This is a genomic window from Pseudomonas sp. MF6776, from assembly GCF_016613125.1.
Classification (GTDB): domain Bacteria; phylum Pseudomonadota; class Gammaproteobacteria; order Pseudomonadales; family Pseudomonadaceae; genus Aquipseudomonas; species Aquipseudomonas iridis.
Window position 1 is genome coordinate 1 of the sequence record NZ_JAENSQ010000048.1, and the last position, 14,369, is coordinate 14,369.

The window sequence follows — 14,369 nt, forward strand, 5'->3', positions numbered from 1 at the left end:
CTGAGTCAGCTGCCGGTAATGCGTAGTCATCTGCGCTTGAATCCTTCGGTGTGAGAGCCTGGATTCTACCGGTGGCTGGCTCTCTGCCTCTCGTTTCAAGCGTTGCGCTTATTCTATGAATTCAGGTTAGGAAAGACTTACCGCTACCTGATTGGGCTGCGACCGTGGCGTTATAGTTTGTTTCTGAGTCAAACAGGCAATAGGACATCAGCTGCCCATTACGAGAAACGAACTGCATGATCGGTGAACCAGTCCCCTTCCAATCCCCATAGATTGGAAGCAATGGCAACGCATGGGTGATGGCCATCGTCTTATAGCGGTAGCTCTCGTCGATGGCTTTGCGGTCGGCGCCAAAGGGAAGAGCATTCAGGAACAACGGAAGAACGAAGTACTTGTCCTCCAGCAGGGTGAATTGGCGAATACCCAGATAGTTTCGAGCTTCCGACGTCGCACGCACCAGACGGTCTCGGTCACTGGAAAATATGACCACAGTCATGTTGCACCGGACCACTGCTTCCCCCTCCTCAATTTCTTTGAAGAGGTCATCCATGCCTTGTTTCTTTGCCCCTAGCTTCGGCACAAATTTCAGAAGCGGTCCGTATGCCTGGTTGTTCGCCCATTGACGCTTGGTACTGAGCTTGTCTTTCGCCGCTTGCTGTTCAGGAAAATACACCGTGAAGCTGATCAAGCAGTTTTCGCGGATGCCGTTAGTACCAGTCAGCAAATCGCCGAGGTACCAAGCAGCGGCCCCCTGAAGTGTCTGCCGAGGAAATTTTTTAACGCTCAGCGTTTTAACTAGCGTGTCACCGATTTTCAGGTGATCGCTGAAAACCTCGACCGTTCGGTCGTAGTCGAGGATTTGGCATTTTAATGGTTTGTCATCTTCCGCCTCGGCATGCATGCGATCCCGCCAAGAAGCTTGTTGGCCTTGGTTCAGGATCGAGGACATGATTTCCAGGTAAAGGTGATTGGTCAGCGCTTGCGGAGCAAAACCGATGCTTTTAAAGGTGGAGTCAAACTGTGCGCGCAACTCCGACAGGGTCTGAATTTCCTTTTCGGACGGCAGCACTTCATCTATCGGCATGACTACGGTGATCAACGCGTGAATTTCACGAACCTTGATCCCGGAGTAATCATCGATGGGTTTTAACGTGCCATTTACCAGGTAACTTGCCCGGCTTTTAATTGCCTGGTGTGCGATGTTGTCCTCACACCCCAGCCGCATCCTGAGCATGCTGTTTACTTGGGAGTTGATATTTTGCGACGGGAACAAATTAAAGTTGATTGTCGTACCCGCAGGCCAGGCCTGCTTCATCACAGACTTGAGCTGATCACCTTCCTTCCCGTCACTACCAGGCAGAGGCCGGCACAAGAACGAAAATCCAACCGAGTTATCATCCATGACGAAATATTTTTTGTCATCGTCATAGGCGATGACACTCAGAAGGTCGGCTAATGGGTAGTTTGCCTTGGCATACGCAGTCACTTAATTTGCTCCCATCAGCCAGTTTGAGAGGGTTCCTTTCTCGTACCCATGCTTGATCAGTCCATCATTCCTGATCATGAATGGAACGCCTTTCACACCGAACATCTGAGCCGAAATAATCCGTTTGCCGATTGGAGAGGTGTCACAGTCGTTTCCGCGCTGATCGATTACCTTTGGCTTTTCCTTGCCCGTAGCAATATCGAACGCGGCGTCTTTGTCTTCTGCGCAAAGCAAACTACGAACGATCTTTGCGCTTTCGTCACCTAGCGCCGGAACTTCAACAATCTTGAAAGTGTAACCCTCGACTTTTTTCAGATCTGAAATAAGGTTGGCGCAAGAAGGGCAAAGTGGGTCTGTAAAGACGACGACAGTTTTGGATCCGGTTCCGACAGTAAAGGGAACCAGATCCTCAATGTTGAATTTGATTTTCTGGAGGTCAATGTACTTGGAGGCTTGCTCGGCCTCTTCGAGGGTTGTTATTTCCTTCTGAGCCCACGTGTCATACATGGACCCGCGGAACACGAATCGCCCATTATCGCTAACGAAGGCCATTTTCCCGTTCTTTACCGCCGCGATCATTCCGTTGATTGGCATCGGTGCGGTTTGATTATGCTGACCGCCAACCGGCTCGGCAGCCAGAGCGCATGCAGACGTGGCCAGCAGGAGGGGGAAAAAGATTCTTCTGAGCATGAGGACACCTCGATTTCGATGTCATCAGGCTAGAGAACCTGCCTCCCAATTAGGTTCGAATCTGACCCTGTAGCAGGGTCAAAAAAGAAGGGCGCCCAATGGCGCCCTTCTTTTTGCATCACCAGGTAACTGGCGGTGAGTCCTCCCCTGAATCGTCAGTAGCGAACAGGACGATTTTCGGTGCGTCTGGGTAGGTTCGCTTCGAGATCGTGATCGCCGACCCTCCCAGTCCTTGCAGCTTGTCGTTCACGTACCAGTTATGCCTCGCGATTCGCCCATCTGGATCCGTGCATTTGGCAAGTGCTGACCATGCGGATCCGCCCTCCTTCACCTGCAGTTCACAGGTTGGTGGCTGGTTCTTCTTCACATCGATCTCAACCTTTCCATCTGAGCCCTTGTTCATTTGGGTTTCAATTTCGAGGTCTACCTGATACTGCCCCTCTGCCGGCAAGGTGGCCCGGGCATAGCGAGAGCCTCCCGTATCGATCTCTTCGCCGTTCAACTTGTACTTCAGGCTGGTGATCCGATCCTTAGGGTGGCCACCAGAAATCTGAGGTCGAATCATGATGCCCAAAGGTGCCCGGGAAGCATTGTTGTCACCATTCCACAGCAGATTGATGGTCCAAGGTGGTGGTTCCTTGAACGTCATCTGGCGCTCAACCAAGCTGTAGTTGCCTCGTGCATCGTAGACATGGACCTTGAAGGGGTACACGGCGGGCTCGAGGATATTGAGCATCCTGAGAACCATGGTGTCGTCCTTCACGACTTCGTACCCAGGCATCTCCGGCATTTCCCAGTCGTAGTACACGCCTTCAACCGCTTTGAACTCGCCAATGTTCCGCACGCGCAGTGAGAGCTCCGCAGGGGCGTATTCTGCGCTGAAGGTAGGCTGGATAGCCCATTCAGGCCAGTCATAGATCCAGAACGTGATGCGCTGCTGCGTGATGCCCTCTCCCCCACGATCACGATAGCCGTCAATCCATGCCCTGTAGCTGAGGTAGGTCTTTGCATCAGTAATGTCGGCATCCACCGGCGTGTATTTGGCCTCTTGGCCAGGCACGATCGTTGTGCCGTCAGGCATGATGAATTCCCCGCCCATGGTCAGGTCCATGTTTGGGTATGGCATCAGCATATTTGCTACCCAGGTAGCCTCCTTCCCGACTTCAGGGCGGCGCGGACCAATCAGTTGCACCCGCGGTGGTCTGATTTTCCGGAAGGCGACACCAGATCGTAGGACCTTCCACACGTGAACATCGTCAGCTGGTGAGTCCTTGTAACGCATGCGAGCATAGACGCTCACTCTCTGCTCTGTGCTGCGTGTTTGGATATTCGTATCGGTCCCAAGCGCCCACGTTTTACCGCGATCCAAGCTCCATTCAACCTCAATATTTGAGAGGTCAATTGGTTGGGCGTTCAACTGTAGAACTCTGAATCGAGCATTTGCATCCAGGAAGGTATTCCCAGGTCCCTTCAACACTCCTTTTGGGACGTTGTAAACGATGATTTCGATCTCATCGGTCATCGACTTAGCCCCCGAGTTTTTATTCGTGAGCTCTGCGCGGACCTTGTAATTGCCCTTCAGCAAGGTCAAGGCGATCCTTTGCGGCGTCCGACTCTTGTTTGGCAGTTCGACCCACGGGCCGCCCTCAGTCGACAACTCCCAACGAACCGCCCCAAGGTCTTTGGTCCACGCTCGATTGGTCACGTCAGCAAACAGCGTCACGCGCAGCGGCGCTTCGCCCGTCATACGAAGTGACCTGATCGACCCATCGAGTGCAGCACCATTCAGGATTGCGAGACTTAGTGGTCGAGGCGAGGTGCGAGTGACCTTGTACTCTGGCACAGGAGAAATAACTCGTGCCTCGGCGTAAATGCGCAGGTTTTTACCGGCCAACTCTTCAACAGGGATCGCAAACGCAGCATGGCCAACACCGTCTGTCTTTTGCCATGGCGCCAGCTCCGTCACCGTGTTCCACGACGGCTTAAGAATCAGACGAATCTCCCATTCACCCATCCTGTCCGCCGAGTAGATTTTTTTAGTGTCGAACGCATCCCCAATGGTCACACCTACTTCAAGGCTTTCCGTTGAAAGAATCTTTCCGTTCTGGTTGTCGATGATTGGCACAACACTCTCGTCAGGAACGGCCAGGACATCGGCTTCAGTGTGAGTCGCGATATCAGGCAGGACCTTATAGGCGGCGTCTACGTGGAGTTTCCTCATTTGCCACAACGCATCAAAAGGCGCCGTGTAAATCCGACGATAGATTTTGCTCGTCGCGCCATAGGCTGGAGCTGCATCCTCGGTTTGTTCTACGCCCAAGTTGAGGTTGTGCTTCAGCATCAGCCTTGCACTGACCGACTGAATCACGGCGTCACCGATGTACGCACCCTCGAGCGGTGAGGTCAGGAGTGTATCGCTGACTTTCGTACTGGACTCATAGGTAACCGTCGCCTGGCTCGGTTCAATCGCGGAAAAGGTAAAAGTGTCGGGACCGAGGTCGATTTTTTTACCGGGTGGCGTGAACACAGACAGCCTCCAGCTCGACGTGTTGAGGCCTAGCATAGTTGCCGTTCCCTGAAGGTATGGCCGCTCCCAGTTTGGACGAACAACCATTCCTACAGGGATTTCCGTCCACTCAAGCAGACACAGGGGTCTTGTGGAGAAGGAAGCAGCTGCTGAAATTGCCCGTCGCTCGATAATCGTCAGGTCGCATGCAGGCCCGACCTGCTGGACGTACTCAACATCCAAATCCTCGACTTTGTAATACGCCGTCGTGAATGGATACTTGGGTCCGACTTTCACAGCGCCAACTGGGGAAACAAATTCGGCAGACTTGGTATAAGTCGCCAGCAGACTTTTCTCGCCATCGGCGCCGACGATGTAGGAGCTCACCTCGATCGGGTACGTACCGATATCGGTAGCGGTCCCAATCATCGCCAGAGTCGAGTCACTGGACAAATCCTTGAACTCAGGCAGTTTCTGTGTGAACTCCAAAAGGCAAACAGGATTGTCATACGGGTTACCGTTCACCGCGGAAGCCTGGCGAACTGTGTTCAAGCACACAGTGTTAGACGGTTCGAACTGCGCGCGTAACGCTTGTAGACCCAGAGGAGCTGTATCGGCCGTTGTCTTCACCGCGCCTTCAAGCTTCCACACCTCAAAGGGTATGGCGTACGCAGTGCCTGTCAGGTCCGCTCTTACAAGCAGTATCCGGCCATGACCACTGGCACTCGATTGGATACCTGCTAATGCAGATCCGAGCGCGTCCGCAGTGAAATACTCCACTGACAACCGTGTGCCTTGGCTCGGCGCCAAAGGCCTCCTACCAAGACGCAAGCCAACAGTTGAGGACTTCTCAACGACCGCGACAATGTCGCTGCCCAACGCCGCTATAGCGTCCTTATCGGTCAGCAGCAAGCCTGGTCGCCCATCCACGCGCAGAAACTCCTTGGTGATGGCTGGCGTGGCCACTTTGTTGCTGGTGAGTTCTTGAACCGGTAATTGATCGATTACGCTATCGATACTCTTGGGCATCAACCTCACCGGCACGATCACCGACAGGCCGTCCTGGTCCGTCACTTTGACGGTCATGGTGGTCTCTGTTCGCCCATCGGTCTTGAAGTTCAACATGTCGTTATTAAACCAGGCGAATCCGTGCCCTGGTTGTGACTGAACTTCGATGGTATGCGATCCCCAGAGGTTATCGTCGATCGCAGCCAGACGTTGCTTGCCTCCGATGCCCTCGAAGTAATACACGGTGTCCGGGGCCACACCAGTTGGCGGGGTGTTTTTCCGCAGAACGGCTACCTTGGCCTCGCTCTCGACATATTTTCCGCCCACGTCAACGACCCGGAAGGCAAACTTGTCATTGCCAGTGTATTTAGCTTGCGGCGTGTACACGTACCCCTTCGCCCCGGCCACAACTGAACCGTGCTCCGGCTGAGCTATCACTTCGTAACTAAACTGATCCCAAGCATTTGGGTCGACTACCGTCGGGGTGACTTCAGCTGATGGAGTGTTCTCGTATGTCTCGATACTGAGCACTGCTGTCTCAGGCTGAAGATTGTTCTTGGTGACTTTAAGAGCAACCACCCCTTGTACGGAGAGTCCGCCCAGGTCGGTTGCCTCGACCGTAACGTTGTCATCACCGATGAAGTCTTTTTTCGGCGTGTAAATCAGACGGTTATTATCAGTTGAAACCGAGCCATTTGTAGGTTGAACCTTGACTACCAACTGATGCTTACCCATGTCATACAGGTTTTTATCAATGATGACAGGGTAGTACGGTGCACTCGTGGTGTTCTCTCGAACCGTCATGCTGCCGCTTAGAGCCTCGGGCGCAACGTTAGTCCGACGTACAGTCACGTAAGCCAGCCCACTCACCCTAGCGCCGGCGGCGTCATACGCCGATATAGCAAATCGATCAGAGCCTATCCAATTCGGGGCCGGCGTATAAACAACCTTGCCACTTACTACCGCAGCACTACCAGCAATAGGACTCGAGTCGACCGTGTAGGTGAACGTGTCAGTTGGATTAGGATCGACGACGACGGGAACGCCACTTACCGGCGTGGACTCTTGGGTATCAAGAGTCAAATCGACTGAGCTTGGTGGGAAGTTCTTGGGCACCACATTCACAGTCGCCAGCCCAACGACTTCAGCGCCGGCAACATCTCGAGCGATGAACTTGAAGGTTTTGACACCGCTGGCGCCAAACGGGGCATGGTAGATGATGCGGTTGTTAACCACCTCCGCGACCCCAGTCATGCTTTGGATAGGGATGGTAAAAGTATGCAACCCAGCGTCGTACAGGTTCTCATCAACCACCGTCGGCAGTGCGGGGCTCGACGCCTCACCCTCGTTAACACTGATGGCCACGCTCGCAGACGTAGGGGCGTAATTGGTTTTGACTACGTCGATTGTGCCTTGCTTGATATCCGACTCAAGACCCGCCAGGTCCCGCACCTTATAGGTGAACGTAGCCGTTCCAAGATAACCCGCGACAGGCGCAAATGTTATCGACAAGCCATTGACTGTTAGAACGCCGGCCGCCGGATCAGGCTGCTGAACAATGATGATCGTATGGCTGTCAGGGCTATCCGGGTCGAAGGCAAAGCCCTGGTCAGCCTGGACAATAAAAGAGATTGCTTGAGGGGCCGACACCAGGCCACCCGGGTCAGTAGCAACAACGTAAGCGGTCGCGGTACCGACGAATCCCGCCGCGGGCGTGAAGGTCAATCGATTACCACTGATGCTCAAAGTCCCAGAAGCGACCGGGACTGTCTGAGAAATGGCAAAGGCAAGTGGCGTGTCATGGTTTGGATCAGTGGCCATGAGATCTAGCACCACGGGTGTACCAGTAGCGGTATAGGCCTGAGCGGGAGCGACGACAGGCTTCTTGGCAACGGGTAGCACCTTGATCGTCAGTTCACCAGGTGTAGACACCAAACCGAAAGAGTCTGTTGCCGTGTACGAAATGGATCTTGTCCCAACAAATTCTGGGTTAAGAGCAACCGACAAGGTCGTCCCAGAAAAACTAAACGATCCAAAAACAGCATCTTGAATTGACGAACTACTGAGCGAGTAACTGTCGCCGGCATCGGGGTCAGCCACCACAAGGCTGAAGGTCGATGACTCGCCCTGATTCAAAGTCAGAGTCCTGGTTTCCACCACTGGCTTGTCGGGTACGGCCACTACAGTGATTGACACCGTGCCTGGAAGCGAGGCGCCACTGTCAGCATCGTCGACCACGACAGAACATTCGGTTGTCCCGTTCCAGTTCTTGGCAGGGGTGAAGACCACTTCATCCACGTCAATACCACAACCGCCAGCACTCGGAGGCGGCTGTTTATCAATTAGAAATCGGTACGGGGCCTTTCCATCAGGATCCGCATAAACGATTTTTGCCCTGCCCTCGCTGTCCTCGTTGGCCACGATGGATATCGGAGTGAGAACAGGCGCGTCATTTTCAGGCTGGATGATGACGCTAATGGACATCACCTCACTTTTAGCGTTTGCACTGTCTACCGCACTAATCTTAATGGTGTCGGAACCATTCCAGTCCTTTTCTGGAATAATTCTCAAAGAGTGAAGGTCCGGCTCAACCAAAGCGGTGACATGAGCTCCCTGGGCCTCTACCACTAAACGATAGATGTCGACCGGGTCTGGATCTTGAACGACAGGCACGTAAACAAGGGGCTTGTCCTCGACGCCGATTGCAGGGTGCGGAATGATGGTCGGCGGATCATTTATCAGGCTGGTAACTACGCGAACCGTCGCTGCATTAGAGAAGTTACCGGTGGTGTCCTTTCCGCGATAGGTGAAGGACGTAACGCCAGACCATTGTGGAAACGGCTTGAAGGTGACCGCGGACCCGTTCAGCAGGAACTGTCCAATGTCCTTCGAAGGCATATCCAAGAGTTCGAAAGACTCGGCCTGGACTCCCGCCCCTGTGAGGGTGAGAGGGATAACCAGCGTTTCGTCCTCGTTGTTAAGTACCTCCATGTCATCGGCATGCGGCTGTGTTTTCTTCGCTTCAACAATCGTTTCCGCGAGCGCTTTACCGACGCTGATAACCAAAGGCCCGGTGAATCCTTGTGGCAATGCGGCCACACCCGTACAGCTAAACGACTCCTTGGTTCTTACCCCTTCGCACTTACCAATGTTTGCGCCCTTTGGCGAGCCAACACTGATTGGAAGACTGTAGGAGCCGGTAGACGTACACCCGACGCGGCCCAAGGTATAAGTCACACTGAGTGTCTCGCCCACAACCGCTACAACTGGATTCAATGACAGCGCCTCTCCACTCTCAACGCACTGCGTCGCAGCTAGGAGCTGAGTCGAAAAGACCGCCGACATCAACGTCACCGCAAGAAGGCCTGTCGATTTAATCCAGTTCACAATTATCTTCCCGATCCTGGTTTGAAAACCCAAAAGCCGGCAACGGCCGGCTTTGTTAGAACTCGTTGTTTAGGTGAGAGAGTGCGCAACCGGGAGGGTGGCGGTCATGATCGACTCGATGATGGTTGGCGTGTTGTACAGGCCAACGCCGCCGCCAACGCCGGTAGCAAACGACATGATCGACTGGCGCACGATGCCGGACACGATCCCGACCAGGACCATTGAGCCTGCGACGACTCGTCCCAGGGTTCCCTGCATCCAGTCCGTCAGGGTTACCCAGATTGAGTCGAAACTGTCACCACCGGTGCCGGCGAGTGCGTTGCTTGCTGCGACGGTGAGCATCAGTGCCACACCGAACTTCATTACGTCCTTGGTGCGCCGGACTTGGCTTGGGGTCATGCTCATTTGCATGGGTGTATCTCCTAGGTCATGCTGGTTGGGGAATGTTTAGGTTGCAGGTGAAGAAGTGTTCTTCCTCGACTCCAGTGGTCGAATGGAAGGTGTCGGTTTAGGCGCCGGAGTACCGATTTCCCAACGTCGCGGTTCAATTTCCGTGTAGATGAATCCAGGCACGTTAAGGTCGCCCGAATCGGACTCCCACGGAGCCACCCAGACGCGCATGACGGTGGCCTGCGAACGAATCGGAATCGGGTTACGTGCTGGCTTCGGAACGACATAGCGCTCGCCGGCTGCGATATGGGGCTGCACCGCGGGGAGAACCTCCTCAATCGACTTGCCCTCTTTTATCGCCTGATCCTTGGCCGCCTGGTTCTGCTCCACTACTTGGCGAAAATTCTCGTTTTCAGTCAGCTGATAAACATCGCGAGCGGACATACAGGTCACACCGTCCGGCATGCCCTTACAGGAATACTCAGACTCACCAACTTGCAAAAACGAGCAGCCGGTCATGGCCGCTGCCACTGTTGCCAGGGCCAAAAATCGGAAAGCATTCACCGCTGAAATCAAATTCATGATTGAAGTATCCAAATATGTTGTTAGGTGCAGGAGCGAATCCGCCCCTGTTTTGGGTCAGCGACGTGGCGCCTTCGACATGAGTTTCAGCTGGACACCCTTCTTGACGATGAAGTCAACTTCACGGGCAGCATCTACCTCGATAACCGGATAAAGGTTTTCAGCCATTTCCAGGTAGAAGTCAGCAATGCGCTCCAACGCCGAGCCCACACCACCGATGGCAGCACCCTGCAGGGCCTGCGAGTTGAATGCCTGTTGGTACACCGGATCAACAACGCCTTTATTGCTGCCACTGCTCCCTGTACCCGTCACGTTAATACTCGGCACTTGGCGAACACTGAACGCCTCACTGACGCCTTGCATGAATCCAGCTGCAAGGGAGCGGGCAAGGATCGCGCCCTGCTTCGAGATCAGGCGGCCACGAACACCTGCCTTACCGTCCTCTCCCGCCGCGTAGGCATCCATACCGGTCTCGATAACACCGCCATCATCACGAACACATGAGATGGTTTCAGCACGCATATAAGCTCGCTCTGAGGACATGTCGCCGAAGGCGCTTGCAATCAAGAAGCACTCACGAACGTCAGCTCGGAATCGGTTAGGAAGGACGGCCTCTTTCTTGATCCGCAGAAGAACCGGGAAAGGGTCCTGGCGTGCCTTAGTACCTGTCGGCGCATCAAGGCCTGTAATCAAGGCACCCGACATAATGGAGCCGGCCGGCAAGAAGACCTCTTGCTCTTTTTCGTCCTTGCCGTCCGCCTCATCAGGCTGTTCATTGCCAATAGATCTGATCGTCAGCTTTTCGTCCTTCTTAGGGGCCTGACCTGGCTTGACTGGGTCCTGGGCCGGGGCCGGCGCATTTGCAAAGAAGGCCGATTGGTTTTTATTTGGATCGTTGCCTACGGCGTTGAAACGGTCTTGGGAAGCCTTTTCACGCTGGATTCGATCCTCCTTTTCCTTGAGCTCGACTTCCCTTTCAGGAGGTGGGGCCTTCGCCTGATTGGTGCGCATTTCCTCCGCGAGCTTAAGATTTTCAGCCGCAACCTTGTCGGCCTGCTCCTTAGCGAGAGAGACCTGCCCCTTAAGATCATCAACACTTTGCTGGACGGTTTTCAGGCTGTCCGTAATTACCTTTTGGTTGTTGCTCTGTTCCAATAGGGTTTTGAGGTTGCGCTGAACTTCAGTGATGGTTTTCTCTTGGTCGCGCTGTTTAGAGTTGATGGAATCGATGCCCACGGAACGAGGATCACCGTCATACAGAACACGGCCAATTGTTTGTTTGCCACCCTGCTTACGCTGGTCATTCCCCCCAATCGAACTCATCGCGAAGACGGCCAGAAGAACCACCCCGACGACACCAATAATCGCCACAACTTTCTTTTTACTCGGGCTCAGACCCGACCACATTGACTTGATCATAACCCCCCCTTTAGTTCAGCAGGCTCGGCCTGGAAGACTCTTCTGCAGGCGCTTCACCAACTCGAGTCACGATGTAGATTTCCGTCGCCTGACCTGGCTCGAGCATATTCCGAGGCCATGCGGCAGCCGCGGCCAATGACGGATGCGTACAGGAGGTTTCGTCGAACATAACCGGGACAGCCGAAGTGTTACGGGCTACTCCCACGAGGGCTTTGAAGTTATGACCCAGAACAATTTGGGAGCGCGAAAAATCGAATGCGATGCCCTCCTGGTAACAGGCGGGGAGCGTATCGGTGCGACTCAATTTACCCATGGAGAATCCCTTTGGAATGCCGCCCAAAGCCAGTGATCGCATGATCCCTTTGATCGATTCCATATAGGGTTGCCCCTCCTCCCACTTTTTGGCCTGGCCCGAGTAGCGGAAGGCGCCCATGCCACCAGGAGTAGCGCGACCACCAGACCCTGGCGCCTGTCCAAGGATCAAGTTGGCCTGAATAGGCGGCACCTTCCGCGGCGCCAGTGTCAGACTGATCGCTACCGACTCGTCGTCCTTCGGCGTGATGTACATGGCGATCGGCGCTTGATCCTGCGTCGAAACGTAAACGACATTGCCCTTGACTTCGACAGAGCTCGTTGAAACGGTTTGGACGATCGGTTTTTCGAATGGCGTAACGATTCGGTTTAGGTGACCAATAGCTACAGGAACAATTGTGTTCACGCCGGGCTGGACAACGACATCTTCCAGGAACGACACCATCGCAACCGACTCCTCACCACCTGCGGTGGTTTTGGCCACGGACGCAGGTACCGCCTGAAGGTCACCCTGCCGACCGCCACCAGACACCTTCATCATGTCAGTGTCGTTCTTCACTGCCGGGGTAGGCGCACTTTTTGCGACAGCTGGTGCAGCTGGCTCAGAAGCCTTTTTCGCGGCCTCTTGTTCCAGAGCAGCGTGTGCATCCGCCTCGCCCGCTTCAAGCCCGTAATCAGAGGGGTTAACCGATTTCGGCATCCCATCGACCACCAGAGTCTCTGTCGAGGCTGTGGGCATTTTTGGAATATTCAACTCTCGCGCATGAACCGCTTGAACAGCCGCAAACGCAGTGAGAATCAACGCTAGTTTCACCTGTTTACTTTTCATTATTAATTTGGTCCATACGCTTACGAGCTTGGGTGGTTTTCTCTTGGCGGCGAATAACATCTTCAGTTCGTGGTGGACCTTCATATGTATCGACAAAGGTCAGTACTGGCTTGTAGTTTTTGATTCGCAAGTCAAGTTCATAGGTGACGTTTTTGGGCTCAGGCTTACCATTGGGCCCCGTCATGTAGGATCTGCCGGTTACATAAAACTTTCTTGTATTCGACCGATCACGCAAAACGTCTTTTGCGTTAAATTTAAGGGTCACCCTGTCCTGGCGAATCTGAAGTACCTGCGCCTCGATTTTATTCACTACATCCTGATATATATCAGTATCCAGCAGCGGCTCGATCGACTTGCGTATCACTTTTGACGACGAGGGTGTCACGTTACCGAGTCGGTCAGCGATATAAAGCGCCCAGCCTTCAACAAACTCGTCAGATGCAGATGATTCATCGACCCATGCACGCTCGGTCAAGGTTGGCGGCTGCATATCAATCACAGTGCTTTTATTAAGCCAGCCGATGATCGCGAACAGGTCAATTGCAATCAGCGCGATCACCATACTTCGAAGAAACTTATTCTCCGAAACCGTTCCTCGGTACGATTGCCTGAAGTTTTTAAATAGCATATTTGCCTCAATGGAATTCACGGATAAATGGATTCGGAATGGTTCTGGACTTTGCACCAGTCAATCCGGTGAACCAATAAATCATATGCACCATAAATCCATCAGGATGGTCGTCACGGTATTTCCTGTACCACCGGGTGAGCAAGAACCCCCCAATAGTACAAATCGCTGCGTAGCCAGTGAACATGCCAAAAACAAGTCCAATACCAATTGGCGCAACTTCATCAGCCTGCCAAAAGAGTAGATGGGGTGGATCATCGACATATTGAGGAATGCGAACGGGCTGCATTAGTTCTTAGCTCCAGGACTTTGAACGATCTTAGACAAGCTTGACATGATGGCTTCAGGTGTAACGGCGCCGTCCAACCTGACCTGCTGACCTGTTACGTTGTGACGAACGATCGTTGTTGGGGTTTGGTTAATCCCAAGGTCAATCGCCTCCTGAAAATCAGATTTGATTTTGGCGTAGAAGTCTTCGTTATCCATGCACTTAGCTAGCTCAACACCATCAAGACCAATACTTTCAGCAATAACACTGAGTGGCTTTTCCGTGCCCGTGCCATTACCAGGTGTTGAACTAAATATCGCGCCAGCCATCCGGTAGAACGCGTCATTACCACCCTGCGCTGCAGCGCACTCAGCTGCGTATGCTTCGCGGCGTGATGCATCACCGTGGATAGGAACGTGTTTAAAAATGACGGAGATATTCCCCCGCGATCCGTCGGCGAGCGCTTTAGGAACCGCAAAGTACTGTTTGCAGAATGTGCACTCAAAATCTGAGTACTCAATAAGCGTAAATTGAGCCTTTGGATCTCCATAGCGCCGATCGATCTTGGCCGGTTGCGGCCCACGCACACGCGTAGTTTCAGGCGCAGAAGAATCTTTTCCACGAATCGCGGCCGAGATCCTGCTCTCATCAATAACTGACTCGAGGGCATCCCGTTTGAATGCCCAAGGCTTTACCTTGGCAAACTGCTCATTCACCTGGTTTGACAGGTCGACGGCCTGGCTAACTCTCTTGTCAGCCAAGAAAGCAGAGCCAACGGCAACCAAAAGGGACAGAGTCGAAATCGCGAGAGGAACAACAAATTCTTTTTTCATGAGACACCTCAACCATTGAGCACATGGTGAG

General features: G+C 53.4%; 10 protein-coding genes. All 10 read right to left on the reverse strand.

The window, feature by feature from the left end; translation table 11 throughout:
* Nucleotides 1-121: 121 nt before the first annotated feature.
* The 10 genes from JJD74_RS28600 to JJD74_RS28645 all read right to left on the reverse strand — a co-directional run bounded on the left by JJD74_RS28600 (nucleotide 122) and on the right by JJD74_RS28645 (nucleotide 14,338).
* Nucleotides 122-1,486, reverse strand: a complete 1,365-nt coding sequence (locus tag JJD74_RS28600) for a TraC family protein (protein WP_325167027.1) — start codon at nucleotides 1,484-1,486, stop codon at nucleotides 122-124.
* Nucleotides 1,487-2,176, reverse strand: coding sequence for a DsbC family protein (locus JJD74_RS28605; protein WP_200617602.1), 690 nt, complete (start codon nucleotides 2,174-2,176; stop codon nucleotides 1,487-1,489).
* Between the two features lie 118 nt (nucleotides 2,177-2,294).
* Nucleotides 2,295-9,077: an Ig-like domain-containing protein gene (locus tag JJD74_RS28610; protein WP_325167028.1), complete on the reverse strand. Its 6,783-nt coding sequence runs from the start codon at nucleotides 9,075-9,077 to the stop codon at nucleotides 2,295-2,297.
* 69 nt (nucleotides 9,078-9,146) lie between these two features.
* Nucleotides 9,147-9,488, reverse strand: coding sequence for a TraA family conjugative transfer protein (traA, locus tag JJD74_RS28615; protein ID WP_442793293.1), 342 nt, complete (start codon nucleotides 9,486-9,488; stop codon nucleotides 9,147-9,149).
* Nucleotides 9,489-9,524: 36 nt separating this feature from the next.
* Nucleotides 9,525-10,049, reverse strand: a complete 525-nt coding sequence (gene traV / locus JJD74_RS28620; RefSeq protein WP_200617615.1) for a type IV conjugative transfer system lipoprotein TraV — start codon at nucleotides 10,047-10,049, stop codon at nucleotides 9,525-9,527.
* 57 nt (nucleotides 10,050-10,106) lie between these two features.
* Nucleotides 10,107-11,468 carry a TraB/VirB10 family protein gene (locus JJD74_RS28625; protein WP_200617617.1) on the reverse strand — a complete coding sequence of 454 codons (1,362 nt, stop codon included), beginning with the start codon at nucleotides 11,466-11,468 and terminating at the stop codon, nucleotides 10,107-10,109.
* A gap of 10 nt (nucleotides 11,469-11,478) precedes the next feature.
* Entirely contained in the window at nucleotides 11,479-12,609 is a 1,131-nt protein-coding gene (locus JJD74_RS28630; RefSeq protein WP_200617620.1) for a TraK domain-containing protein, read from the reverse strand.
* Nucleotides 12,599-13,237 (reverse strand): TraE/TraK family type IV conjugative transfer system protein, encoded by a 639-nt coding sequence (locus tag JJD74_RS28635; RefSeq protein WP_200617622.1) that lies wholly within the window; start codon nucleotides 13,235-13,237, stop codon nucleotides 12,599-12,601. The genes JJD74_RS28630 and JJD74_RS28635 overlap by 11 nt, the downstream gene beginning before the upstream one ends.
* A 7-nt stretch (nucleotides 13,238-13,244) precedes the next feature.
* Nucleotides 13,245-13,526: a type IV conjugative transfer system protein TraL gene (gene traL, locus JJD74_RS28640; RefSeq protein ID WP_050682337.1), complete on the reverse strand. Its 282-nt coding sequence runs from the start codon at nucleotides 13,524-13,526 to the stop codon at nucleotides 13,245-13,247.
* Nucleotides 13,526-14,338, reverse strand: coding sequence for a DsbA family protein (locus JJD74_RS28645; protein WP_200617624.1), 813 nt, complete (start codon nucleotides 14,336-14,338; stop codon nucleotides 13,526-13,528). Before JJD74_RS28645 ends, traL begins: the two co-directional genes overlap by 1 nt.
* Between the last annotated feature and the right edge of the window lie 31 nt (nucleotides 14,339-14,369).

What these genes read in the sequence shown, in the direction of transcription:
- JJD74_RS28605 (WP_200617602.1), bottom strand. Translation starts at nt 2,176, where the DNA reads ATGCTCAGAAGAATCTTTTTCCCCCTCCTGCTGGCCACGTCTGCATGC.
- JJD74_RS28630 (WP_200617620.1), bottom strand. Translation starts at nt 12,609, where the DNA reads ATGAAAAGTAAACAGGTGAAACTAGCGTTGATTCTCACTGCGTTTGCG.
- JJD74_RS28645 (WP_200617624.1), bottom strand. Translation starts at nt 14,338, where the DNA reads ATGAAAAAAGAATTTGTTGTTCCTCTCGCGATTTCGACTCTGTCCCTT.
- traL (WP_050682337.1), bottom strand. Translation starts at nt 13,526, where the DNA reads ATGCAGCCCGTTCGCATTCCTCAATATGTCGATGATCCACCCCATCTA.
- traV (WP_200617615.1), bottom strand. Translation starts at nt 10,049, where the DNA reads ATGAATTTGATTTCAGCGGTGAATGCTTTCCGATTTTTGGCCCTGGCA.
- JJD74_RS28635 (WP_200617622.1), bottom strand. Translation starts at nt 13,237, where the DNA reads ATGCTATTTAAAAACTTCAGGCAATCGTACCGAGGAACGGTTTCGGAG.
- traA (WP_442793293.1), bottom strand. Translation starts at nt 9,488, where the DNA reads ATGCAAATGAGCATGACCCCAAGCCAAGTCCGGCGCACCAAGGACGTA.
- JJD74_RS28625 (WP_200617617.1), bottom strand. Translation starts at nt 11,468, where the DNA reads ATGATCAAGTCAATGTGGTCGGGTCTGAGCCCGAGTAAAAAGAAAGTT.